Below are 24,866 nucleotides of genomic sequence, written 5' to 3' on the forward strand. Positions count from 1 at the left end.
ACTCCACTGTGCAACCGGAGGTCCTCACCTTTGGCTCAACGACTCCAGCGAGTCATCACATTCACCGAACCAACGTCCCTGGGCAGTACACCTAGGACTGCAGCGTGGCGTCGAGGGTGATCTCGATGCCGGCCAGGGCCTGGGACACCGGGCAGCCCTTCTTGGCAGCCTCGGCAATGCGCTGGAAGTCCTCTTCCGAGATACCGGGGATGCGGGCGTTGAGGGTCAGGTGACTGCCGGTGATGCCGGTCCCGGGCTGGAAGCCAACCTCAGACTTGGTGTTGACCTCTTCAGGGGTGAAACCGGCCTGGCTGAGTTCGTGGCTGAAGGCCATGGAGAAGCAGGCCGAGTGGGCGGCGGCGATCAGCTCTTCCGGGCTGGTCTTTCCGCCGGCAGCCTCCGTGCGCGCCTTCCAGGTGACATCGAAGGTGCCAAGGCCGGAGCTGTCCAGGGTGGTGTTGCCCGAGCCTTCGGTCAGGCTTCCGGTCCATACAGTGTGGGCGTTGCGTGTTGTAGCCATGTCTCTCCTCAACGTCGATTCGGTCCGGGTCCGGCGGCATGGCCGGGCCCACCGTCTCCCATCCTAGGGATCCAGCCACTGCCATGCACGGATTGTCCGCTCTCAGAGGATTATGACCGGATCCCGGAATGGGTTTACTGCCAGATGGTGGCGATGGCGACGTTGACCAGGGCCAGTCCGCCGACGCCGTGGGCGAGGCCGGTGGAGACGGGCTCACCCTTCTTGACCTTGCGGGTTCCGATAATGGCCAGGACGGCAACCACGATGGCGATGACGAACTTGATGCCCAGCTTGGCGTAGTTGGGATCCTTGTCCGGCAGGAACGGAAGGATGCCCATCATGGCGATGCCGGTAAGGAGCTGCAGGAAGGCGCCGTCACGCTGGCGCGGGTGCACGGTAGGGGTCCGCATCGTGGCGATCCAGTAGCCCACGATCATGGCCGCGCCCACTACGTGCAGGAAAACCAGGACGTTAAAGAGGATAGTCATGGCACCAGCTTAGCCAGTCAGTTCTACCGCCTGTAGCAAAGCCACGCTGGCCACCAGTGCCGGCGGCCCGTTAAAACGACGACGGCGGCGCGCGCCGCCGGTGGTTATCCCACCGTTGGAGCCCGCCGCCGTCGTTCGTGGCTGGCTGTTACAGCCCCAGGTCCGCTTCGAACGCGCCTTCTTCGAGGCGTGCCTTCAGGGTCTGGAGGAACCGGCCCGCGTCCGCGCCGTCCACCAGGCGGTGGTCGTACGTCAGGGACAGGTACATCATGGAGCGGATGGCGATCGAGTCGTCACCGTTTTCGTCGGCAACCACAACGGCACGCTTGACGATCGCGCCGGTGCCCAGGATGCCAACCTGCGGCTGGTTGATGATCGGGGTGTCGAACAGTGCGCCCACCGAACCGATGTTGGTGATGCTGAACGTTCCGCCGGACAGTTCGTCCGGACCGATCTTGCCGTCGCGGGTACGGGAGGCAACATCGGCAATCTTGCCTGCCAGTCCGGCGAGGTTCAGGTTGCCGGCGTCGGCGATGACCGGAACCAGCAGGCCCTTGTCGGTGTCGACGGCGATCGCCAGGTGCTCGGCGTTGTGGTAGGTGATTTCCTGCTTGTCCTCGTCGTACGCAGCGTTGAGCTTGGGGTGCTGCTTGAGGGCCTCGGCGACTGCCTTGGCGATGAACGGCAGGAAGGTCAGCTTGACGCCGTTCTGGGCCTGGAACGAGTTCTTGGCACGGGCTCGCAGCTTGGCCACCTTGGTCATGTCCACTTCATGTACCTGGGTGAGCTGGGTGGAGACCTCGAGGGACTCGCGCATGCGGCGGGCGATGACCTGGCGGATGCGGGGAGCCTTCTGGGTGGTTCCGCGCAGCGACGAGGCAGCCGCACCCGATGCGGCCGGGGCGGAAGTGGCGGGGGCTGCTGCCGGAGCCGCTGCCGGAGCAGCCTTGGCTTCAGCGGCGGCAATGACATCCTGCTTGCGGATGCGGCCGCCAACACCGGTGCCGGACAGTGACGAGATGTCCACGCCGTGCTGGTTGGCCAGCTTGCGGACCAGGGGAGTGACGTAGCCGGATTCCGAGCCTGCGGCCGGGGCGGCTTCCTGGGCTGCAGGGGCAGCCTGCGGGGCGGGCGCGGGAGCTGCGGCGGGGGCCGGTGCTGCTGCCGGGGCGGGAGCTTCCTGCTTGGGGGCTTCCTGCTTCGGTGCTTCCTGCTTGGGGGCTTCCTGCTGGGGAGCAGCGGGGGTTTCCTGCAGGGGAGCTGCGGCAGCGGGGGCGCCGGAGCCGATGACGGCCAGGACGGAACCGACCTCGGCGGTCTCGTCCTCGTTGACCCGGATTTCCTGCAGCGTGCCGGCAACCGGGGACGGAATCTCGGTGTCAACCTTGTCCGTGGAGACCTCGAGCAGGGGCTCGTCGACCTCGACGGAGTCGCCGACGGCCTTGAGCCAGCGGGTCACGGTGCCTTCGGTGACGCTCTCCCCCAGGGCAGGGAGCGTCACTTCGTGGCTTTCGCCGCCGGCAGCCGGAGCCTCCTGGGCAGGCGCTTCCTGTGCAGGTGCTGCTTCAGCGGGTGCTTCCTGCGCAGGTGCTTCTTGGGCCGGAGCCTCCTGCGCCGGAGCGGCAGCGGGAGCTTCTTCGGCCGGGGCGGAACCGCCGCCGGAGCCATCGCCGATGCGCACCAGCGGTGCGCCGACCTCTGCGGTCTCGTCTTCAGCGACCAGGATTTCTTCAATCACGCCAGCTACGGGAGAGGGGATTTCAGTGTCTACTTTGTCGGTGGAGACTTCGAGCAGCGGCTCGTCCACCTCTACCCGGTCACCTACCTGCTTGAGCCAGCGGGTGACGGTTCCTTCGGTGACACTCTCACCGAGGGCGGGCAAGTTAACGGATTCAGACATGTCGTCCCCGTTCTCCTTATTGATCTTTAGTGCGAATGATTGCTGCCTTGTTGGAAGCCTAGTGCACCCGGTCTGCGCGACCGGGTGCACCGGGCCTGGTAATGCTGGGATGAACTAGCCGTGCAGCGGCTTGCCGGCCAGCGCCAGGTGGGCCTCGCCGAGGGCTTCGTTCTGGGTGGGGTGTGCGTGCAGCAGCTGCGCAACATCCTCCGGGTAGGCTTCCCAGTTCACGATCAGCTGGGCTTCGCCCACCTGCTCGCCCATGCGGGCACCGATCATGTGGACGCCGACGACGGGGCCGTCCTTCTGGCGGACCAGCTTGACCAGGCCGGCGGTGCCCAGGATGGAGCTCTTGCCGTTGCCGGCAAGGTTGTATTCCTGGGTCTGCACCTGGTCCTCGCCGAACTTCTCCTTGGCAGCCTTCTCGGTGTAGCCAACGGTGGCGATCTCGGGCTCGGAGTAGGTGACCTTGGGGATGTTGATGTCCTCGACGATCACCGGCTTCAGGCCGGCGATTTCCTCGGCCACGAAGATGCCCTGCTGGTAGCCGCGGTGCGCCAGCTGCACGCCGGGGACGATGTCGCCGACGGCGTAGACGTTGCCGACGCCGGTGTGGAGGCGCTCGTTGGTGATGACGAAGCCGCGGTCGATGGTGATGCCCGCTTCCTCATAGCCGAGGTTGGCGGTGACGGGGCCACGGCCCACGGCGACCAGGAGGAGGTCTGCCTCGAACGTCTTGCCGTCCACCAGGGTGACCTTGACGCCGTCGTCATTCTGCTCGACGCCCTGGAAGAAGACGCCGGTGGAGAACTTGATGCCGCGCTTCTTGAAGGCACGCTCGAAGTTCTTGACGATGGTGGCGTCCTCGTTGGGAACGAGGGAGGGGAGGCCTTCGACGATGGTGACGTCCACGCCGAACGACTTCCAGACCGAGGCGAATTCGACGCCGATGACGCCGCCGCCCAGGATGATGGCGCTCTTGGGGATGGTGTCCATGGTGAGGGCCTGGTCGGAGGTGATGACCTTGCCGCCGATTTCCAGGCCCGGAAGGGTGCGCGAGTAGGAGCCGGTGGCCAGGACGATGTTCTTGCCCTTGTACGCGGTACCGTTCACCACCACGGTGTCGGTGCCCTGAAGCTTGCCTTCACCTTCGATGACGGTGATGCCCTTGGACTTGATGAGACCCTGCAGGCCCTTGTACTTGCCGGCGATGATGCCGTCCTTGTACGCGTTGACGGCGTTGATGTCGATGCCGTCGAGGGTGACGTTCACGCCGTACTTGGCGGAGTCACGGGCGTGGTCGGCCAGCTCTGCGGAGTGCAGCAGCGCCTTGGTGGGGATGCAGCCGTTGTGGAGGCAGGTGCCGCCCAGCTTGCCCTTCTCCACGAGGCCGACGGTGAGGCCGAGCTGTACTGCACGCAGCGCTGCAGCGTATCCGCCGCTGCCGCCACCGAGTACCAGGATGTCGAATTCTTGCGCAGTTGCCTGATCGGCCACTAAAACGCTCCCTCGCGTGAACGATGACGCGTTCAGCGCGCATCATCTGGTCTTGGAACTTGCACTGCCGTGATTATGTCAGCAGGGCAACTCTCTTGCATTTGTGACTACCGTGGTTCACCTTAGCGAACCACCTATCCATGCTCCACCTTGGCACTGCGTTTGTGGAGCGCTTGTGTCCAGTGTCACGCGGCCCTGTGGCACAGGAATCACCTGGCCGCAGGGCCGCGTGGCACGGGGGTTGGGGCCGTTCTTAGGCGGCCGCGAGGATGTCCTCCACGTAGGCCACCAGGGTCCGGACGGTGCATCCGGTGCCCTGCTTGTGCGTGTAGCCGTACGGGCTTCCGTTATTAAAGGACGGTCCCGCGATGTCGATGTGCGCCCAGGGGATCTGTTCGCCTGCCTTGTCCTTACCCACGAACTCGCGCAGGAACACGGCTGCGGTCATCATCCCGCCGTGCCGTTCGCCGATGTTGGCCAGGTCCGCCACCTGGGAGTCCAGGGTGGGGCGCAGCTCTTCCGGCAGCGGCATGGGCCACACCAGCTCGCCGGCGCGGTCCGCCGCCGCCTTGAGTGCACCGGTGACGCTGTCCGAGCCCATAATTCCCGCGGTGCGGTTGCCCAGCGCGATCAGCTGCGCGCCGGTCAGGGTGGCGACGTCGATGATGGCGTCGGGGAGTTCGCGGCTGGCGGCGACGATGCCGTCGGCCATGACCAGCCGGCCTTCGGCGTCGGTGTTGAGGACTTCCACGGTCTTGCCGCCGAACATGGTCAGGACGTCGGCGGGGCGGGAGGCGCCGCCGCCGGGCATGTTTTCGGCAATGCAGAGCCAGGCGGTGGCCTTCACGGGCAGGCCCAGTCCGGCAAGGGCCAGGACGGTGTTGAGGACGACGGCGGCACCGGCCATGTCGCTCTTCATGTCACCCATGTTCAGGGCGGGCTTAAGCGAGATCCCGCCGGTGTCGAAGGTGATGCCCTTGCCGACGAGTGCGATTTTCGCGGCCGCCTTCGCGGGGGCGTACTCGACCTTCACCAGGCGGGGCTGGCGCGTTGAGCCCTTGCCCACGCCCATGATGCCGCCGAAGCCCTCTTTCTCCAGGCGCTTCTCGTCCCACACGGTGACCTTGACGGGCAGGCCCTTGGCCAGGTCCTTGGCTGCCTCCGCGAAGGATTCCGGGTACAGGTGGCTGGGGGGCGTGTTGACCAGGGAGCGTGTGTGGTTCACGGCCTTGGCAACGAGTCCGGCACGCTTGAGGGCGGCTTCGAGTTCTGCGCCGCCGGCAAGTTCGGTGAAGATCATCGCGTTGCGGACCGGATCCTTGAGCCCGTCCGTGGAGGACCGGAATTCAGTGAAGGAGTAGGCGCCCAGCGCGGCACCTTCGGCGACTGCCGCCACGTCCTCCACTCCCGCCGTCGGGAACGCCAGGGTTACTGTGGCCAGGCCGGCCAGCTGCCGCACGGCCGACCCCGCTGCCCTGCGGAGTGCCTCACCTGTGATTGACCCCGTCGCGGGGACTTTTCCGACGCCGGCCAGGACCAGGATGCCGGCGCCGGTCTCGGGCAGGCCCGGCAGGCGGACCAGCTGGTCTGCAGCGCCGGTAACCCCGAGGGCCTTAAGTGAGTCCGCCAGTGCCTCTGCGGACTTTGCCGTCAGCGGGTTCTCCAGCAGGACGGGACCGTCGGTTCCCTGTCCCACCCCGATGACCACTGCCTCGCTGGGGCTCTTCTTCAGGTCCCGCGAGACGGTACTAAGGTTGACTTCAGTATTCTTGACCACAGGGATGAGTCCTCAATTCTCGAAACGTTCGGGCAGGGATGCATGTTGGGCGCTCTGCCATGATGGCCCGGATCCGGCCGTTCCGGACGGTCACCGGGTGGGTTCAGGCCCGGCTGGCAGGCCAGTTCCGATCGTAGCCCTTACCCGGCGCAGCAGGGGAATTTCCTGAGATGCGCGCCACACCGGGCCGCGGAATGCCGGGTACCCGTGCAGCGTTATGAATGATGTCCACCCGCACCCCTGAAAGGAACATGCCGTGCTTGAACGGATTTCCGGCTCCCTGCTGGACCCCGACGCGCTTTATGCCAGCAACATCGAGCTGTTCCACAGCCCCGAACTGCAGGGGCTGAACCTGGTCATGGGTTTCACCGGGTTTGCCGACGCCGGCCACGTGGTGAAGCAGATCAACGCGGAACTGCTGGATTCCCTCGATGCCCAGCCGGTGGCGGTCTTCGACGCGGACCAGCTGATTGACTACCGGTCCCGGCGGCCGCACCTGAGCTTCGTCGAGGACCACATCCAGGACTACCAGGAGCCCCGGCTGGCCCTCTACCGCCTGGTGGATGGGCTGGGCAAGCCGTTCCTCCTCCTGGCCGGCTTCGAACCGGACCTGCAGTGGGAACGGTTCGCCCGCGCCGTGGTGAACATCGTGGAGAAGCTGGACGTCAACCTGGTCACCTGGATCCATTCCATTCCCATGCCCGTGCCGCACACCCGCCCCGTAGGCGTGACCGTGCACGGAAACCGGCCGGAACTGATTGAAGGCATCTCGGTCTGGAAGCCCACCGTCGAAGTTCCCGCCGCCGTCGGCCACATCCTGGAGCTGCGCCTCGTGGAGGCCGGACGCAACGTAGCCGGCTACGTCATCCATGTCCCGCACTACCTGGCTGAGGCCGAATACCCCACCGCCGCCGTCGCCGGCCTGGAATACCTGGGCGCTGCGACGTCCCTGATGCTGCCCACCGACCGGCTCCGGGAATCGGGCCGCGAGGTCAGCCGCCAAATCGCCGAGCAGATTGAGGCCTCCGAGGAGGTTCAGCAGGTGGTGTCCCGCCTCGAAACCCGCTACGACGAGAAAGCGGACGGCATGGTGCGGAGGTCGTTGCTGGCCAACGAGAACGACGAGCTTCCCGACGCCGACGACCTCGGTGCGGCCGTGGAGGCCTACCTGGCCAGGGAGAACCCCGGGCAGTAGCGCGGCGTCACAGCTTCCGGGGTGCGCGCGCGGGCCGGGCATAATGAAGGGGTGACTGCACCCCGCGCCTGGCTTATCTGGACCATTGGAATTTTCGGGTACCTGGTGGCCGTGGCGCAGCGGACCTCGTTTGGCGTGGTGGGCCTTGAGGCGACCGAGCGGTTCCACGCCACCGCCTCTGCCATCTCGTTCTTTACCGTCCTGCAGTTGCTGGTCTATGCGGGCCTCCAGATCCCCGTGGGCCTGCTGGTGGACAGGTTCGGATCGCGGGCCATGATCGCCGGCGGTGCGGTCCTGATGGGGCTGGGGCAGCTGCAGCTCGCCTTTGCCGAAAGCATCCCCGGGGGAGTCCTGGGCCGCGTGCTCGTGGGCGCCGGCGACGCCATGACCTTTATCTCCGTCATCCGGCTCATTCCGCTGTGGTTCGCTCCCGCCCGCGTACCCCTGGTCACACAGCTGACAGGAATGTCCGGGCAGCTGGGGCAGCTGTTCAGCGTCCTGCCTTTCGCGCTGGTGCTGCACCTGTCCGGATGGACCCCGGCCTTCCTGATGCTGGCAGGAATGTCCGCCCTCGCCGTCGTCCTTGTCATCCTGATGCTGCAGGACGCGCCGCCAGGCAGCGAACGGCCGCACGCCCGGCAGGGGCTCAGGGCCACCGGGGCGTCGCTTGCCCGCGCCTGGCGCCAGCCCGGCACCCGGCTGGGCATGTGGAGCCACTTCACCATCCAGTTTTCCGGCACCGTCTTTGCCATGACCTGGGGCTATCCGTTCCTCATCTCCGGGCAGGGCCTCGATGCCGGAACCGTTGCCGCCCTGATGGCGCTCTACGTCGCTGCCGCGATGGCCGTGGGCCCCTTCATTGGGCGCTTCGTCTCACGCCACCCGCTGCGGCGTTCCACCATGGTGCTGCTGATAGCCGGGGGAACCGCCGCCGCGTGGGCGGCCGTGCTGCTGCTGCCCGGCCGTGCTCCGCTCTGGCTGCTGGCCGGCCTGGTGGTGGTGCTCGCCATCGGCGGCCCGGGCTCCATGATCGGCTTCGACTTCGCCCGGACCTTTAATCCCGCGCACCGGATCGGCACCGCCACCGGAATCGTCAACGTTGGCGGCTTCATCGCGGCCCTCGTGTCGATCTTCCTCATCGGCCTGGTACTCGACGTCCTTTACGCCTCCGGGTTTTCCCAAGGGGTGTTGTACGGGCTGGACCCCTTCCGGCTGGCGCTGAGCGTCCAATTCCTGGTCCTGGCCTTCGGCGCCGCCGCCATCCTCGCCTCACGGCGGAAGGTGCGCCGGCAGATGGCGGCGCAGGGGATCGTGGTGCCGCCGCTGCGCAGCGCCCTCGCCCGGCAGCGCCGCGAGAGCCTGGCGCGCCGCCGCCAGACAACACCCGGCGGCGACTGACTTCTCCTGCACAGGCCGCCTTTGCTGCGGGATTGACCAGCCTGGGTCCACTTCAGGCCGGACTTGTCCACTTACGCCCGGAACTCCCTTACACGGTGCCAGGTCCAGGCAAACACTGGAGCCATGACAGCTCCAGAACGGTTAACAGTCCGCGGACCGGAAGATATTCTCGGTTTCATTCCACACTCCCTTGGGTACTGGCCTGCCTCCAGCCTGGTGGCCATCACGCTGCACGGCACCCGGCTGGGCGCCACGCTGCGGCTCGACCTCCCGGGGCCGGCCAGCCAGGCAGACCCCGCCGGTTTTGCCCGTGCCGTCCGGAGTTACCTGGAAGCCGACCAGGAAGCCGACGGCTCGCTGCTGGCGGTCTTCACCAGCGATGCGACGATGGCGCCCCCGTCCGCATACCAGCACCTGGTCCTGGTGGTGCAGTCAGTCCTGGCGGGGGCAGGCATGCCCGTCCGGGATGCCTGGTTCGTGGGGGAGAACTACTGGCGCGATGCCCTTTGCTCCGATCCCTCGTGCTGCCCCCTTCCGGGGCGCCCGGTGCAGCAGATCCGGGACAGCACGCTGAACACCGAAATGGTGTACCGGGGCAGCAGTGTTGGCCCGGCTCCGGCAGCAGGCGGCGGCCCGGCAGTTGCCGTCCCCGCCATGCACCTGGCAGCTGTCCATGAGGCGCAGGCCGGCTGGGAAGAAGAGCTTGGCAGGCGTTCCAGGAGCAGGCAGCAGTTCAACGCCGTACTCGACTTCTGGGAGCTGCTGCTGGCGCGCTCCGGGTCCGGGCCGTGGATCCCGGACGTTGAACGGGACGCCTTCCTCAGGGCCACCCTGCTCTGCCCCACCTGGCGCGATGCCGTGCTGGTCATGGCAGCCGCCGGCAGGAACTCCGCGGCGGCCGGAGCCAGCCAGTTTGTTATCTTCGAGGAATCAGCCGGCGACGGAATGGACGCTTCCGTAGTGCCGCTGCCGCTGTTGCCGCCGGCGGCAACCGAGCACCGGAACCCAGGGACCGACAGGGCAGGGGCCGCTGCGGCGGGTCCGGTGGTTCGTCCACGGGTGCCGCGTACCGGGCGGGGGACCGCGACGGGCGCCGGATCCGTTCCCGCAGGCTACGGCGAGGTCCTCATGGGCATGGCACCCGAGGTTCCCGATTGGGAGGCCCTGGAAGCACTTGACCGTGTCCTTGGGCAGTTGGCTGCCTTGGGTGGACCGGCGGCGGCAGCAGCACTGACGCTTCGGGGCTGGATCTCGTGGTGCCGGGGCCGCGGGACCTACTCGGCCGCCTATTTGGGGAAGGCCCTGGAACTCGAGCCGGGCTACCGGCTGGCGGAACTGTTACTGGACCTCGTGGGCAGCGGAACCCTTTGCGGCTGGGCTGCGCGGAAGGATGCGGCGTGGCAGAAGTTCCGGGAGGTCCCGGCCGGGGAGTGAGCGGGGAGCCGGGTTCCCGCCGGTGCCGGCACATCCGCGGATGGAGGGGCACAACCGCCCGTCCCAGCGGCACTGTGCCGGGCCGGCAGTAACGGATGGCGGCGGGAGGGGCCGGATCCGGGCAAATCATGAGACAATGGATGCCGAGACCCGGTTGGGTCCGTGTATCGAGTGCTTGTAAGCGTCCCCGCAAGGGAACATTACAGCCGCTCCGGGAGTTGTCTTAAGAGACTCTGCCGGCCGTGGTGGCGCTTGGTTTTCATCACGGACTTGACAGGGTCATAGTGGTGTTGCCCGTATGGTGATTCCACAGACCACCGCTAGAAAGGTTTTCTGTGACCCCGTCTTCCACGAAGAAGGATTCCGCCGCCCAGGATGTCTTGTCCCCTGAGGAGAAGCAGGCCGCGACCAATGCCAAGCGGGCAGCCACACGTGCTGCCAACAAGGCTTCGGCAGGCGAGGCTGCAGCGGACGGCAAGCGCGAGCCCAAGAAGCGTGGGCCCAAGCCCGGCGCCAAGGCTGCAGCAGCGGCCGCGGGAAAGTCTGCCGGTGACGCGGATGAGATTGAGGACGCTGAGGAAGACCTCGACGTCCTCGAAGGCCCGGACGCAGTAGAGGATGCCGATACCGAGGCCGATCCCGTCAAGGGTGCAGTGGGCAGCGGCAAGGGCTTTGTCTACTCCGACGCGGACGACGACGACGCCCCGGTCCAGCAGGTCATGTCCGCCGGTGCCACGGCGGACCCCGTCAAGGACTACCTGAAGCAGATCGGCAAGGTGGCACTGCTCAACGCGGAGCAGGAAGTGGACCTTGCCCTGCGGATCGAAGCCGGGCTGTTCGCCGAGGAGAAGATCGCAGCGGACGACGGATCCATGGATCCGAAGTACAAGCGCGAACTCGAGTTCATCATCCACGACGGAAAGCGCGCCAAGAACCACCTGCTGGAGGCCAACCTCCGCCTGGTGGTCTCGCTCGCCAAGCGCTACACCGGCCGCGGCATGCTGTTCCTGGACCTGATCCAGGAAGGCAACCTGGGCCTGATCCGCGCCGTCGAGAAGTTCGACTACACCAAGGGCTTCAAGTTCTCCACCTACGCCACCTGGTGGATCCGCCAGGCCATCACCCGCGCCATGGCCGACCAGGCCCGCACTATCCGTATTCCGGTGCACATGGTTGAGGTCATCAACAAGCTGGCGCGCGTCCAGCGCCAGATGCTGCAGGACCTGGGCCGCGAACCCACGCCCGAAGAACTGGCACTGGAACTTGACATGACCCCTGAAAAGGTTGTCGAAGTCCAGAAGTACGGCCGTGAACCGATTTCGCTGCACACCCCGCTGGGCGAGGACGGCGACTCCGAGTTCGGCGACCTGATCGAGGACTCCGAGGCCGTTGTCCCCGCCGACGCCGTGAGCTTCACCCTCCTGCAGGAGCAGCTGCACTCGGTGCTGGACACCCTCTCCGAGCGCGAGGCCGGCGTGGTTGCCATGCGCTTCGGCCTGACCGACGGACAGCCGAAGACTTTAGACGAAATCGGAAAGGTCTACGGCGTGACCCGCGAGCGCATCCGCCAGATCGAATCGAAGACCATGTCCAAGCTGCGGCACCCTTCCAGGTCGCAGGTCCTGCGGGACTACCTGGACTAAGTCCCCGGCATTGGCCGGGCAGGGGCCGTCCGGAACCCACCGCAAAGTGGGTCCCGGACGGCCCCTGCCGTTTCGCGCCCTGGTGTCTTCGGGTTTGCCCGCGCAATGTCCCGTCCGGTCGCGGCCCAGCCTGGCTCAACCGTCCTTAAACGCCTGCGGGACCCTTCCGTATGGAAGGGTCCCGCAGGGTCGTTGTTACCGATGCCTCATCTAGTCGATTTCCACGGCAGCTTTCTCGTGAAGCTTTCCCGTCTCGTCGTGCCAGTCGGAGCTCAACGGCTTGAGCGTCGCTTCGACTGCACGGGCGTGGTGGCCGCAGAACAACAGCTCACCGCCGGAGGACTCGAGTACAACCCGGACATACGCCTGGGCTCCGCAACGGTCGCACCGGTCCAGTGCGTTGAGCGTGCGGTCTGCCACTGCTGTTGTCATATCGGCCTCCTTAGTAGATCAGTACATCTATATAACCAGCATTCGTATCCAATCCATCGCAAGGATGGGGCAAGTTCGCTGTGCGCGTATCCGCAAGGTTCGGTCAAGAACTGCCAAGTTCCGCCCGTCACCACAGCCCGTGGCGTGCCGCACACCGCGCCGCGGGTGTGGCAGACGGGTCTGTCCGCCGCGGCGGTCTACCCTAGAAGATGCGGTCCCAGCGCCGCCTCGACGTCCCTGAAGGAGTTCATCACCAGTGGCACCCAGCTCTGAGTACACCGCGCGGCACCTTTCCGTCCTGGAGGGCCTCGAAGCCGTCCGCAAACGCCCGGGCATGTACATCGGCTCCACCGACTCGCGCGGCCTCATGCACTGCCTCTGGGAAATCATCGACAACTCCGTGGACGAGGCCCTGGCCGGATTCGGCCACGACATCCGCATCATCCTGCACGCGGACAACTCCGTGGAAATCCACGACGACGGCCGCGGCATCCCCATCGACAAGGAGCCCAAGACGGGGCTGACCGGCGTCGAAGTGGTGTTCACCAAGCTGCACGCCGGTGGCAAGTTCGGCGGCGGGTCCTACACGGCCTCCGGCGGCCTGCACGGTGTGGGCGCATCAGTGGTCAACGCCCTGTCCTCGCGGCTGGACGTCGAGGTGGACCGGGGCGGCAAGACGTACAGGATGTCCTTCCGCCGCGGTGAGCCCGGCCGCTTCAAGGACGCCGGGTCCCGCCTGGACCCGGCAGCTCCGTTCACGCCGTTCGTCAACGACTCCGTACTGGACGTGGTGGGCAAGGCCAAGCGCGGCGTCACCGGAACCCGCATCCGCTACTGGGCGGACCGGCAGATCTTCACCCCCGACGCCAAGTTCTCCTACGAGGACCTGGTGGCCCGCGCACGCCAGACCTCATTCCTGGTGCCCGGCCTGAAGCTGACCGTCCGGGACGAGCGCAGGGTCCCCGGGACCCCGGGTGAAGCCGGGCCCTTCGAAGAGGTATTCCACCACGACGGCGGCATTTCCGAGTTCGTCGAGTTCCTGGCTGCCGATCCGGCCGTCACGGACGTCTGGCGGCTTCACGGCTCCGGAAAGTTCAAGGAGACCGTCCCGGTCCTCGATGAGCGCGGACACAGCCAGCTGGCCGAGGTTGAGCGGGACTGCGAGGTGGACGTGGCGCTCCGCTGGGGGATTGGCTACGACAGCGCCGTGCGCAGCTTCGTGAACATCATCGCCACCCCGAAGGGCGGCACCCACCAGTCCGGGTTCGAACAGGCCCTGATCAAGACCTTCCGGAAAGCCGTGGAGGCCAACGCCCGCAAGCTCAAGGCCGGCAACGACAAGATTGAAAAGGACGACATCTTCGCCGGCCTGACCGCCGTGCTGACCGTCCGGCTCGCCGAACCCCAGTTCGAGGGCCAGACCAAGGAAATCCTGGGCACCAGCGCCGTCCGCGCCATCGTGGCCAAGGTGGTGGAGCGCGAAATCTCCGCCAAGCTGTCCTCCAGCAACCGGAACGACAAAGCCCAGTCGGCGCTGCTGCTGGAGAAAATCGTCAACGAGATGAAATCCCGCATCTCGGCCCGCGTGCACAAGGAAACCCAGCGTCGCAAGAACGCGCTGGAAACCTCCTCCATGCCCACCAAGCTTGCCGACTGCCGGACGGACGACGTCGAGCGTTCCGAACTGTTCATCGTGGAGGGTGACTCCGCGCTGGGCACCGCCAAGCTGGCCCGGTCCTCGGACTTCCAGGCCCTGCTGCCCATCCGCGGCAAGATCCTGAACGTCCAGAAGGCCTCGGTGGGGGACATGCTCTCCAACGCCGAGTGCGCCGCCCTGATCCAGGTGGTCGGGGCAGGTTCGGGCCGCAGTTTCGATATCAGCGCCGCCCGCTACGGCAAGGTGATCCTGATGACCGACGCCGACGTGGACGGTGCCCACATCCGGACGCTGCTCCTGACCTTGTTCTTCCGCTACATGCGGCCCATGATCCTTGAAGGCAGGGTGTTCGCCGCGGTGCCGCCGCTGCACCGGGTGGAGGTCATCAACGCCGGCCAGAAGGCCAATGAGATGATCTACACCTACTCCGAGGCCGAGCTCCACGTGCTGCTGGCCCGCCTGGCGAAGGAGGGCAAGCGGTACAAGGAACCGATCCAGCGGTACAAGGGCTTGGGGGAGATGGACGCCGAACAGCTGGCCGAGACCACCATGGACCCGCGGCACCGCACCCTGCGCAAGGTGGGGATCGAGAACGCGCAGCAGGCTGAGGAGATTTTCGACCTGCTGATGGGCTCGGACGTATCACCGCGCAAGGACTTCATCATCGCCGGCGCCTCCAGCCTGGACCGGGAGCGCATCGACGCCTGACGGCAGCCGGCACGCCTGACCACGGGGAGCGAGCCCGACGGCGGTGCGTCAGCCGAGCAGTCCCGGAACCACCAGCAGGGCGGTGGGCAGCGCCAGCAGGAGGATGCAGCCGGCCAGGACGGCGCTGCGGACAGCGGCAGGGAGCTGGGGCTGCGGCGTCAGGAGCCGGCTGACCCGGGAGGCGGCCGTCCGGACGGCGTCCGAGCCAGGACCGCCGGACGCCGCCTCGAGGCCCGAGAGGGCAAGCGTCGGCGACGACGGCCGGATGTCGCCGCCGCCGGCGTTGCCCGCAGAGCCGCTGGCCACAATGGCGATGGCCTTGATGAGCGTCGCCTTGCTTTCTGTCCGAAGGGCGACGTCGTCGGCCAGCATCTCGATCAGCGAATTGACCGACTCCTGCGCAAGCCGTGTGGTGGGCAGCCAGGGAAGGGCCTGCCGCCAGGCCGCGAAGGCCCAGAGGAGCAGGTGGTGCCGCTGGCTCAGGTGGGCGTTCTCATGGATGAGGACGGCACGAAGCTCGGCCGGTTCAAGGGCAGCCATCAGGCCATCCGACAGGACGGTGACTGAGCGGGCGCCACCCGGAAGGCAGTAGGCAACAGGGGAATCGTGGCTGATGACGAGCGTTCCGGCGTCCTGGCCGGAGGGCGAGGCCAGGATGGCGAGGAGTTCGCGGTGCCGGCGCCGCTGCCGCTGGATCTTGTAGTACGTCAGCAGCAGGGTGAATACGAGGTGTGCCGTGAGCAGGGCGGCCGCGGACAGGGCGAAGATATGCCAGAACCCCAGCGCCGTGGTGGGAGCATTGAAGAGCACCATGCCGGCAAGGGCGCGCAGCCCCGCGATGAGGTTGTCTCCGACAGGTTCCAGGCCGTAGACCAGCATGGCGCCGATCATGGAGAGGCCACCTGCGAGTGCGATCGCCTGCCACAGCAGCATGGCCGTGAAGGGCGACCTGGCCGGCCACTGTGCCCGTGACAGGAGGATTGGCACCGGCCACGCCAGGATTATCGCAAGGACCGCCAGCAGGTATGAGGCCCAGAACATGGTGTGCTAGACGTGGCCCAGCAGTTTGCGCAGCGTCTCGGCTTCACCTTCGGAAACAGACCCGATGAAGCGGGCCAGCACGGCCTCGCGGTCCGGGGCGGAGCCAAGGACCTCATGCATGAGTTCGGCGGTGTGGTCTGCACGGCTGGACACTGCCTGGTACCGGTGCGGGCGGGTTCCGCGTTCGCGCTCGACCAGCCCCTTCTTCTCCAGGCGGGAAAGGACGGTCAGCACCGTGGTGACGGCCAGTTCCTTGCCTTCATGGCCGGGGCCGCCCTGCGCCGCCGACGTGCGCGCCAACTGATCCCTCAGGGTATTGGCCGTAGCCGCTTCCTGGCCCGCCCAGAGCAGGTCCATCACTGCCCGTTCCAGTTCACCAAGACTAGCCATGTCACTTTTCCTTTATTTCCCCGCACCGTGCGCTGTGGGCGCCCGGTGACGTCACGCGGTTGTTCAACTACACCACTAAATTTACCCCGAAAACGCCAAACCTTCTACATCGGGTAGAACATCTGGCGCGCCGCGCCCCGGTGGGCGATCCTAGGGGAGGGGGATTGGTTTTCGTCCGCCGCCGACCATGTTCTACACTTTGTAGAAGTTACAGTTCTACGAAGTGTAGAAAACTGCATTGGCTAACAGTAGGGACTGCCATGGACGCCTTGGAAATCGCACGCTGGCAATTCGGCATCACCACGGTCTACCACTTCATGATGGTGCCGCTGACCATCGGCCTGGGCCTGGTGGTCGCCGTGATCCAGACTGCCTGGTACCGCACCGGCAAGCCGGAGTACCTGCGCATGACCAAATTCTGGGGAAAGCTCTTCCTCATCAACTTCATCATGGGCGTTGCCACCGGCATCGTCCAGGAGTTCCAGTTCGGCATGGCCTGGAGCGAGTACAGCCGCTTCGTCGGTGACGTCTTCGGCGCCCCGCTGGCCCTCGAGGCCCTCCTGGCATTCTTCGTCGAGTCCACCTTCCTGGGCCTGTGGATCTTCGGCTGGAAGCAGCTCAAGCCCGCCATCCACCTTGCCTGCCTCTGGGTGGCCGTCATCGGATCGGCGCTGTCCGCCTACTTCATCATCGTGGCCAACAGCTGGATGCAGCACCCGGTGGGCGTGGAAATGATCAACGGCCGTCCCGTTATGACAGACGCCTGGGCTGTATTCACCAACAACACCGCCCTGGTTGCCGTACCGCACACCTTGTTCGGCGCCCTCGCCGTGGCGGGCGGCTTCCTGCTGGGCATCGCCTGGTACCACCTGTGGCGGAGGCGGCACGACGGCGTCGATACGGTGGGTGCCGACGGCCGCGCCATCCCCGGCGAAGACGCCAGGATCTCCGGCCGTGACCGGGCCGACTACAAGGTGTGGATCCGGTCCCTGCGCATCGGCGCCGTGGTGGCCATGATCTCCTTTGCCGGCACCGCCGTCACCGGTGACCTCCAGGGCAAGCTCATGTTCCAGCAGCAGCCCATGAAGATGGCCGCCGCCGAGGCCGCGTGCCACGACGGCACCGGCTTCTCCGTCCTGAGCGTCGGCAACGTGGGCTCGAAGAACTGCGACGACGTCGTGGCAGTGATCGAGGTCCCCGGCATACTCTCCTTCCTGGCCAAGGGTGACTTCACCACCGAGGTGAAGGGCGTCAACAGCCTGCTGCCCGAATACAAGGAAAAGTACGGAACCACCCTCCCGGACAACCCGATCTACGGGGACCGCGCCGGCCAGGAGATCCAGTACGTGCCCGTCATGGAAGTCACCTACTGGGGCTTCCGGATGATGATCGGCTTTGGCGGCCTCGCGGCGCTGGCTGCGCTGGTGGCACTCTGGATCACCCGCAAGGGGACGGTGCCGGAATCCCGTTGGCTGATGCGCCTGGCAGTGTTTGGCATCCTTGCACCCTTCGGTGCCAACGCCGCCGGCTGGATCTTCACCGAGATGGGCCGCCAGCCGTTCGTCGTGGCACCCAACCCGGACCCGAGCGGCATCGACCAGGTGTTCATGTTCACCGCCGCCGCCGTATCGCCGGGTGTCTCCGCCGGGGAACTGATCGCTTCGCTCGTGGCCTTGACCGCCGTCTACGCCGTCCTGCTGGTGGTGGAAGTGAAACTGCTGGTCAAGTACATCCGCGGCGGCGTGGTCTCCGCGATGCCGGAACTCGGCCGCGCCCCGGCGGATGAGAACGAGGATGAAACCCCGGGTCCCGACGGCGGCCCGAAACCCGCCGACGACGTCCTGGCCTTCGCCTACTAGCAGAGGAAACACACAATGGAACTGCTGCCCACCATCTGGTTCATCGCCATTGCGGTGCTGTGGACCGGCTACCTCTTCCTCGAAGGCTTCGACCTGGGCGTAGGGATGCTGATGAAGCTCTTCGCCCGCAACAACACCGAACGCCGCGTGCTCCTGAACACCATCGGACCCGTCTGGGACGGCAATGAGGTGTGGCTGCTGACTGCAGGCGGCGCCACCTTCGCGGCCTTCCCGCTTTGGTATGCATCCTTGTTCTCCGCGCTCTACCTTCCGCTCCTGGTGGTGCTGCTGGCCCTGATCTTCCGCGCGGTGGCGTTCGAATACCGCGGCAAGGTGGACACTGACAGTTGGCGGAACCGCTGGGACTGGGCCATCGCGCTGGGATCCTTCTTCGCGGCCTTCGGCGTCGGCGCTGCGCTTGCCCTGACCACCACAGGGCTGCCGCTGAACGCCAACGGTGACCGCGAAGGCGGCCCCATGGCCTGGTTCAGCGGGTACGCCCTCCTTGGCGGCGCAGCAGTGGTGGGCTTCTCGCTCCTGCACGCGCTGGCCTTCCTGGCCCTGAAGACGGACGGTGACGTCCGGCACCGTGCCCGCCAGTGGTTCGTGCGGCTCCTGCCGGTCCTGCTGCTTCCCATCGCCGCGTGGGCGCTGGCCATCCAGTTCATGGACGGGAAGCCCTGGACCTGGGCTGCCGTCGTCCTGGCCGTTGGCGCTGCCATTACGGCCTGGCTGCTCGCCCGGAAGGGTGCTGAAGGCAGGGCCTTCCTGGCCCTCGGCGGCTTCCTGGTGCTCGGCACGGCCTCCATCTTTGGCGCGGTCTTCCCTGTCGTGCTGCCCTCCACGCTGGACAGCGCCTTCGACCTCACCATCTCCAACGCATCCTCCTCGGACTACACCCTGGGGCTGATGAGCATCGTGGCGGCATTCGGCCTTCCCCTGGTGATTGCGTACCAGGCATGGACCTACTGGGTGTTCCGCCGCCGGGTGAGCGCCGCGCACATCCCGGAAGCCCACAGCTTCCTCCCGGCAATCGCTGCCAGGGCCTTCACCACCAAGGGCTGACGTGCGGCCAACATTTCCCACCGGTCCGTCCACCCGCTCGGCGATCTACTGGCTGGGACTCCTTGCGGCGCTCAAGGCCCTGTCCCTGGTCTTGATCGGCCAGGCGCTGGCCTCAGTCCTGGCCGGACTCGTCGCCGGGAACCCGGCCTGGGGGAGCCAACTGACCGCCGGACTTGCCGGCGTCGTCCTCCGGTCCCTGACCGTGTGGGGCCAGGCCGTCGCGGCCCGGCGCGCCGCACTGGGCGTGAAGGAGGAACTGCGCGCGGAACTGCTGGAGCGGGCCCTGCGCACGGGCGTGCGTGGATCCGGTCCCGGCGACGGCGGCCTGGCGGTCCTTGCGACCCGCGGCCTGGACGCTTTGGACAACTACTATACCCAGTTCCTTCCCGCGCTGGTCAACTGCGCCGCCGTGCCACTGCTGCTGGGGGCCAGGATCCTCTTCGCGGACTGGGTCAGCGCGCTGGTCATCGTGCTGACAGTGCCGCTGATCCCGGTGTTCATGGTGCTGATAGGCCGCTACACCGAGGACAGCGTGCGGGAAGCCCAGGCCACCCTGGCGCGGCTCTCGGCGCACATGCTGGAACTCGCCAAGGGCCTGCCGGTCCTGGTGGGGCTGGGCCGTGCCACCGCGCAGCGGAAGGCCCTGGAGGAGATCTCGGAGGAATACCGCTCCCGCACCATGGGCACCCTGCGCACCGCCTTCCTGTCCGCCCTGGCGCTGGAGCTGATCGCAACCATCTCGGTGGCAGTAGTGGCCGTCTTCATCGGTGTCCGGCTGGTCCATGGCGGCATGCCGCTGGAGGCCGGCCTGCTGGCCCTGATCCTGGCACCGGACTGCTACCTTCCGCTGCGGGAACTCGGCACCGCCCACCACGCCAGCGACGACGGCAGGGCAGCGCTCGCGGAAACCGCGGCCCTGACCGGTGCCCCTGAGCCGGCACCGCTTCCGGCCGCCAAGGCCGGCAGGCCGGGCGCCCCGCTGGAGGTCACCGGACTCACCGTGACGTACGCCGGGCGGTCCTCAACCGCCGTCGGGCCCATAACGTTCACCGCGCCGCAGGACAGGATCACGGCACTGGACGGCCCCAGCGGAGCCGGCAAGAGCACCGTCCTGGGTGTCCTCGCCGGCATTATCGGCCACGGTGGCGGGACCAGCGTCACCGGCTCCATCAGCGGGCTTGACCGCCGCTCCGTGGCATGGGTGCCGCAGCACCCCGTCATGGTGGCCGGAACCGTCCTGGAGGAGGTACTGCTGTACCTTTCGCCTGACTCCGGCCACGGCCCGGACCGGTTCGCCGCCGAAGAAGCTGCCCGCCGCTGCCTGGCACGTGCCGGTGCCGGGCACCTGGCTCCCAAGCACCAGGCGGAACTGAGCCCGGGGGAGCTGCGCCGCGTCGCACTGGCCCGCGGCCTGGCCAGGATCGAGGCCGGTGCCACCCTCCTGCTGCTCGATGAACCCACCGCACACCTGGATGGCGCCTCGGCCGTGATCGTGGAGGACGCCATCCGCCGGCTCCGCGGACAGGTCACGGTGATCCTGGTGGCCCACAACCGGCGCACACGGCAGCTGGCGGACCTGCTGGTGCCGGTGGCGCCCGCGGCCCGGACCCACGCAGCGGCCCGGCAGGACGACGCCGATGCCGTGTTGCTGCCGGCCACCCCCGCAGCCGGCCCGGACGAAGCCCGCGCCGCAGTGCAAGGGGCCACGGCCTTCGCTGCGATGCATGGCCGCGTCACCCGGAACCGGCCCACAAGCGCCCCCGAACAGGCTGCCGCCGGCGCCGTGCGCCTGCTGGCAGCCCTCCTGGCGCCGGTGCGAGGGAAGTTCGCGGCCGCGGCCTTCGTCGGGACCCTGGCGGCCCTCTTCGCCGTCGCGCTGTCCGGCCTGTCCGGCTGGCTCATCATCCGGGCCAGCGAACAACCCCCCATCCTGTACCTGCTGACCGCCATCGTCGGCGTCCGCTTCTTCGGCATCGGCAGGGCAGTCTTCCGCTATTGGGAGCGGCTGCTGCTGCACGATGCCGTGTTCGCCGCACTCACCCGGCTCCGCGGCCGGCTCTGGGAGTCGCTGAGCCGCCGGGCGCTGTCGCTGCGCCGGCTGCTGCAGGGCGGCAACGTCCTGGGCACCGTGATCGGCGACGTCGATACCATCCGGGACCTCCTGCCCAGGGTGGTCCTGCCGCCCGTCACGGCGGTGGCGGTGTCCGTTCTGGCCGTGGCCGCCACCGGCGTCCTGGTCCCGGATGCCCTTCCCGCCGTGGCCGGTGCGGCCATCAGCGGCCTGCTTCTGGCGCCCGCCGCGGCCTTGTGGGGCGACCGCAGGTCCGCTGCCGCCGAGCAGTCCCTGCGCTCGGGCGTGCTGCGCCGCGTCACCGCTGCCCTCGATGCCCGGGCCGAACTGCACGCCAACGGTGTGGCACCGCGCGTGCTCGACGCACTTCTGGCTGAGGACCGGGACGCCACCCGTGCTTCCCGGCGCTCCGCCTGGGCGGACGGGCTGGGCCATGCCGTTGCCACCGCGGCCTGCGGGACGGCCGCCCTGGCTGCTGCGTGGCTGGCGGGCCCCGCAGTCCTCGCCGCCCAGGTGGAACCCGCGACCGCCGCCGTGGTGGTCCTCCTGCTGCTGGCCCTGGTGGAACCGTACGCGGCGATGACGACGGCGGTGCGCCAGTACCCCGCGCTGCGGTCCGTCATGCGCCGGGTGGGGGAGTCGGGCGCCTTGGCGGCCGGCACCGAACCAGGCGACGGCCTGCGGCCGGTTTCCAACCGGCCGGGGGCTGCGCCGGGCGTTGAGCTCGTGGACCTGGCCGCCGAATGGCCGGACGGGCCTCCGGTCTTCTCCGGCATCGATGCTGTGGCCGTTCCGGGTCGCTGGCTGACGGTCACCGGACCGTCCGGCTCCGGCAAATCCACCCTGCTTTCGGTGCTGCTGGGCTTCCTGCCGCCGGCATCCGGACAGGTCCTGGTGACTGGCCAGGCAGCGTGGTGCCCCCAGGAGGCCCACCTGTTCGATTCCACCATCAGGGGAAACCTGCTGCTGGGGCGGCCGTCCCTGGACGGCGCGGCGCCGGTGGCGGACCGCGAGCTGGAGGCAGTCCTGGCCGCCGTCGGCCTGTCCGCGCTGGTGGGCAGGCTGCCGGCCGGGCTGGAAACCCGCATCGGCCCCGGCGGCGCCTTCCTCAGCGGCGGCGAGCGGCAACGACTGGCGGTGGCGCGGACCCTGCTGACCGGGGCGGAAGTGATCCTGCTCGATGAGCCCACCGCGCACCTGGACGCGGACTCTGCGGCCGTGATGCTGGCGGACCTTCGCAGCGGGCTGCGGGACCGGACCGTGGTGCTGGTGACGCACAACCCCGCCGACATCCACGCAGCTGATGCCCGGCTGGAACTTCCGGCCCCGGCCGGACAGTCCTGGGAGTCCCTGGCACCTTCGCGCTAACCGTTGCCGGACGCTCTTCGCCGCCCCAGCGCCGGGGCCGGCTGCGCGGGCGTCAGCCGTCGACGTCGTGCAAGTGGTGGACCACGTCATGCAGGAAGTACTGCGAGAGCGTCAGGATGGTGAACTCGGAGCCGTTGCTGCGCAGGCCCCTGCGTCCCCAGTCCTCTTCCGGGACACCGGCGAAGGCCTCTGCGGCCTCGTGTCCCTCCGCCGCCAGTTCCGGACCCACGTCAGAGGGGTCGGCGTTGGCGTACTCCTTCTCGATGGCTGTCCGGTCCTGGTCCCAGTCAGCGAAGCGGGCGCCGTCCTCGGCGAGCATCAGGTTCAGCCGCTGGTTGAACAGTGCGAAGACGTCCCGCACGTGGCAGGCGTACTCCACCGCGGACCACGTCTGCCCGTCGGGGCGCTCCGCCGCGTCCGGCCGGCGGAGGACGGCCAGCCACCGGGGAATCATGCTTTCGATGCTTCCCGGAACCGTGGCGGGAGTGGCCGTGGAGGCATGGAAGTTGCATTCCGGGCAGGGCCGGGACAGGACCCAGGTCCAGTCCTTTTCATCAGGCACGATAGGCATGGGAGCAGTCTAAGCTGTGCGGGCCAAAAGACTCTGGGCCGCCGGCAGCCTGCGGGCTAGCGTGGCCGCATGAGCCCGGAAGCGCGCAAGGACGCGGAAAGCCTGGTGCAGTTGGCCGGCCTGACGAAACGGTTCGGCCGGAATACAGCGCTCGACGACGTGACCCTCACCATTGGGCCCGGCGAGGTGTTCGGATACCTCGGCCCGAACGGGGCAGGCAAGACGACCACCATCCGGCTGCTCATGGGAATGCTGCGGCCCACATCCGGCACGGCGTCCGTCCTGGGGATGGATGCCTGGCGCGAGTCCAGGGACGTCCACCGGGTGGTGGGCTACGTGCCGGGCGAGCCCGCCCTCTACGACCGCCTGACCGGCCACCAGCACGTGGCCTACTGTGCCCATCTGCGGCACCGGGACGACAGCGGGCGTGCGGCAGAGGTAGCGGACCGGCTGGAACTGGACCTGGACAAACCGGCCCGCACACTTTCACGCGGGAACCGGCAAAAGCTCGCCGTCGTCCTGGCGGTCATGTCCAGGCCGAGGCTGCTCGTGCTGGACGAACCGACCAGCGGGATCGACCCGCTGGTGCAGCAGGTCTTCCACTCCATCCTGCGTGAACACACCGCGGACGGCGGTTCGGCCCTGTTCTCCTCCCATGTCCTGGGGGAGGTGGAGCGCGTCGCGGACCGGATCGGGGTGGTCCGGGGCGGCAAGCTGGTGGCGGTGGAGCGGCTGCAGGACCTGGCCGCCCGCTCCCTGCACCGGGTGCGGGCGAAATTCGCGGAGGACGTGTCCGCGGCCGAGTTCACCGGCGTCCCGGGGGTAAGGGACGTGCTCGTGGACGGCCGGACACTGAGCTGCAATGCCCCGCAGTCGGCCCTGGACGCCCTGCTGAAACGGGTCAGCACCCGGGAAGTGGAGGACTTCGAATGTTCCGAGGCCCCGCTGGAGGAGACGTTCCTGAGCTACTACGGGATGGACCGTGCGGACGCCAGCGCCGCGCCCGGTCCAGCGGAGCGCGCGGCAGGAACGGTGGCGCACCATGCTGGCTAACGTCCTGCTGAAGACGCTCCGGGACCAGGGCAGGCTGCTGGCCGGCTGGGCTGTCTCCCTGGCCCTCATTGTTGCCATGTACGCAGCAGTCTGGCCCTCGGAGCAGTCCCAGCCCTCGATCAGCGGCTTCATCGACCAGATGCCGGAGGCCTTCCGTTCCCTCTTTGCCACTTCCAGCGCGGACCTGTCCACCCCCACCGGGTACATCCAGGTGGAACTGCTGTCCTTCATGGGGCCCATCGCGGTCCTGATCTATGCCGTCAGCTCCGGCGCGGGAGCCATCGGTGGGGAAGAGGACCGGCACACCATGGACCTGCTGCTCGCCAACCCGGTGGGCCGCGGAAGGGTGGTGGTGGACAAGTTCCTCGCCATGGTGGCGGGCACCTTCCTGCTGGCTGCCGTCATGGGTCTGTCCCTGGTGCTTGAGGGCAACCTGGTGGACCTGGTCCTGCCGGCGGACAAGGTGGCAGCGGCCATGGTGCACCTGGCGCTCCTGGGCGTTGTGTTCGGCTCGCTTGCCCTGGCGTTGTCAGCAGCGACCGGACGGACCGGGCTCAGCCGCGGCGTCCCTGCCGTGCTGGCGGTCCTGGCCTATATCGTCAACGCCCTGGCACCCATGGTGGACGTTTTTGACCGGATCCGGAAGGCCTCGCCGTTCTTCCAGTACATCGCCCACGACCCGCTCCGCAACGGCCTGGCCTGGGACAGCGTGCTGGTATCGGCAGCCACCATCGCGGTGCTGGTGGCGCTCGCCGTCGCCGGATTCCGACGCCGGGACGTGGCCGGCTAAGGCGGCCAC

At 67.6% G+C, this 24,866-nt stretch carries 19 protein-coding genes; 10 read left to right on the forward strand and 9 right to left on the reverse strand.

Features of this window, described 5'->3' with window-relative positions:
• Positions 1 to 91 precede the first annotated feature (91 nt).
• The 5 genes from ACFVTD_RS18695 to ACFVTD_RS18715 form a co-directional block, all read right to left on the reverse strand.
• Complete coding sequence (locus ACFVTD_RS18695; protein WP_175319382.1) at positions 92 to 520, reverse strand: OsmC family protein; 429 nt, start codon at positions 518 to 520, stop codon at positions 92 to 94.
• A gap of 134 nt (positions 521 to 654) precedes the next feature.
• Positions 655 to 1,008: a hypothetical protein gene (locus ACFVTD_RS18700; protein ID WP_387565883.1), complete on the reverse strand. Its 354-nt coding sequence runs from the start codon at positions 1,006 to 1,008 to the stop codon at positions 655 to 657.
• Between the two features lie 148 nt (positions 1,009 to 1,156).
• The gene (gene sucB / locus ACFVTD_RS18705) at positions 1,157 to 2,908 is read right to left on the reverse strand and encodes a 2-oxoglutarate dehydrogenase, E2 component, dihydrolipoamide succinyltransferase (protein ID WP_387565886.1); all 1,752 of its coding nucleotides are present in this window, start codon (positions 2,906 to 2,908) and stop codon (positions 1,157 to 1,159) included.
• Between the two features lie 114 nt (positions 2,909 to 3,022).
• Positions 3,023 to 4,405 (reverse strand): dihydrolipoyl dehydrogenase, encoded by a 1,383-nt coding sequence (gene lpdA / locus ACFVTD_RS18710; protein WP_387565889.1) that lies wholly within the window; start codon positions 4,403 to 4,405, stop codon positions 3,023 to 3,025.
• Positions 4,406 to 4,658: 253 nt separating this feature from the next.
• A complete protein-coding gene (locus ACFVTD_RS18715; RefSeq protein WP_387565892.1) occupies positions 4,659 to 6,182 on the reverse strand; it encodes a leucyl aminopeptidase in 1,524 nt (507 codons plus the stop codon).
• Positions 6,183 to 6,438: 256 nt separating this feature from the next.
• On the opposite strand from ACFVTD_RS18715, the gene ACFVTD_RS18720 reads away from it, so the two are divergent.
• From ACFVTD_RS18720 to ACFVTD_RS18735, 4 genes are all read left to right on the forward strand, one after another.
• On the forward strand, positions 6,439 to 7,377 hold the full coding sequence (locus ACFVTD_RS18720) for a proteasome assembly chaperone family protein (protein ID WP_387565895.1): 939 nt from the start codon (positions 6,439 to 6,441) through the stop codon (positions 7,375 to 7,377).
• Positions 7,378 to 7,428: 51 nt separating this feature from the next.
• Complete coding sequence (locus ACFVTD_RS18725; protein WP_387565898.1) at positions 7,429 to 8,775, forward strand: nitrate/nitrite transporter; 1,347 nt, start codon at positions 7,429 to 7,431, stop codon at positions 8,773 to 8,775.
• Positions 8,776 to 8,898: 123 nt separating this feature from the next.
• Positions 8,899 to 10,209 (forward strand): DUF4192 family protein, encoded by a 1,311-nt coding sequence (locus ACFVTD_RS18730; protein WP_387565901.1) that lies wholly within the window; start codon positions 8,899 to 8,901, stop codon positions 10,207 to 10,209.
• 335 nt (positions 10,210 to 10,544) lie between these two features.
• Complete coding sequence (locus ACFVTD_RS18735; RefSeq protein WP_387565904.1) at positions 10,545 to 11,852, forward strand: RNA polymerase sigma factor; 1,308 nt, start codon at positions 10,545 to 10,547, stop codon at positions 11,850 to 11,852.
• A gap of 210 nt (positions 11,853 to 12,062) precedes the next feature.
• Here ACFVTD_RS18735 and ACFVTD_RS18740 read toward each other — a convergent pair whose 3' ends face one another.
• Positions 12,063 to 12,284, reverse strand: coding sequence for a hypothetical protein (locus ACFVTD_RS18740; RefSeq protein ID WP_013600696.1), 222 nt, complete (start codon positions 12,282 to 12,284; stop codon positions 12,063 to 12,065).
• Between the two features lie 256 nt (positions 12,285 to 12,540).
• Between ACFVTD_RS18740 and ACFVTD_RS18745 the strand changes: the two genes are divergently transcribed.
• Positions 12,541 to 14,649, forward strand: a complete 2,109-nt coding sequence (locus ACFVTD_RS18745) for a type IIA DNA topoisomerase subunit B (protein ID WP_387565907.1) — start codon at positions 12,541 to 12,543, stop codon at positions 14,647 to 14,649.
• 48 nt (positions 14,650 to 14,697) lie between these two features.
• Here the strand turns inward: ACFVTD_RS18745 and ACFVTD_RS18750 are convergent, their stop codons facing one another.
• Both ACFVTD_RS18750 and ACFVTD_RS18755 read right to left on the reverse strand, forming a co-directional pair.
• On the reverse strand, positions 14,698 to 15,690 hold the full coding sequence (locus ACFVTD_RS18750; protein ID WP_387565910.1) for a M56 family metallopeptidase: 993 nt from the start codon (positions 15,688 to 15,690) through the stop codon (positions 14,698 to 14,700).
• Between the two features lie 6 nt (positions 15,691 to 15,696).
• The gene (locus ACFVTD_RS18755) at positions 15,697 to 16,080 is read right to left on the reverse strand and encodes a BlaI/MecI/CopY family transcriptional regulator (RefSeq protein ID WP_015936823.1); all 384 of its coding nucleotides are present in this window, start codon (positions 16,078 to 16,080) and stop codon (positions 15,697 to 15,699) included.
• 260 nt (positions 16,081 to 16,340) lie between these two features.
• Between ACFVTD_RS18755 and ACFVTD_RS18760 the strand changes: the two genes are divergently transcribed.
• The 3 genes from ACFVTD_RS18760 to cydD are packed head-to-tail and all read left to right on the forward strand — an operon-like array spanning position 16,341 to position 22,443.
• Positions 16,341 to 17,939, forward strand: a complete 1,599-nt coding sequence (locus ACFVTD_RS18760; protein WP_387565913.1) for a cytochrome ubiquinol oxidase subunit I — start codon at positions 16,341 to 16,343, stop codon at positions 17,937 to 17,939.
• A 15-nt stretch (positions 17,940 to 17,954) separates the two neighbouring features.
• Positions 17,955 to 19,004 carry a cytochrome d ubiquinol oxidase subunit II gene (cydB, locus tag ACFVTD_RS18765; protein WP_387565916.1) on the forward strand — a complete coding sequence of 350 codons (1,050 nt, stop codon included), beginning with the start codon at positions 17,955 to 17,957 and terminating at the stop codon, positions 19,002 to 19,004.
• 1 nt (position 19,005) lies between these two features.
• On the forward strand, positions 19,006 to 22,443 hold the full coding sequence (cydD, locus tag ACFVTD_RS18770; protein ID WP_387565919.1) for a thiol reductant ABC exporter subunit CydD: 3,438 nt from the start codon (positions 19,006 to 19,008) through the stop codon (positions 22,441 to 22,443).
• Positions 22,444 to 22,495: 52 nt separating this feature from the next.
• Here cydD and ACFVTD_RS18775 read toward each other — a convergent pair whose 3' ends face one another.
• On the reverse strand, positions 22,496 to 23,014 hold the full coding sequence (locus ACFVTD_RS18775) for a DinB family protein (RefSeq protein ID WP_387565922.1): 519 nt from the start codon (positions 23,012 to 23,014) through the stop codon (positions 22,496 to 22,498).
• Positions 23,015 to 23,083: 69 nt separating this feature from the next.
• Here ACFVTD_RS18775 and ACFVTD_RS18780 point away from each other — a divergent pair, with 69 nt between their 5' ends.
• Together ACFVTD_RS18780 and ACFVTD_RS18785 are read left to right on the forward strand one after the other, a co-directional pair.
• Entirely contained in the window at positions 23,084 to 24,067 is a 984-nt protein-coding gene (locus tag ACFVTD_RS18780) for an ABC transporter ATP-binding protein (protein WP_387565925.1), read from the forward strand.
• Positions 24,057 to 24,857 carry an ABC transporter permease subunit gene (locus ACFVTD_RS18785; RefSeq protein ID WP_387565928.1) on the forward strand — a complete coding sequence of 267 codons (801 nt, stop codon included), beginning with the start codon at positions 24,057 to 24,059 and terminating at the stop codon, positions 24,855 to 24,857. The genes ACFVTD_RS18780 and ACFVTD_RS18785 overlap by 11 nt, the downstream gene beginning before the upstream one ends.
• Positions 24,858 to 24,866 lie beyond the last annotated feature (9 nt).

Source organism: Pseudarthrobacter sp. NPDC058119 (assembly GCF_042884655.1).
GTDB lineage: Bacteria > Actinomycetota > Actinomycetes > Actinomycetales > Micrococcaceae > Arthrobacter.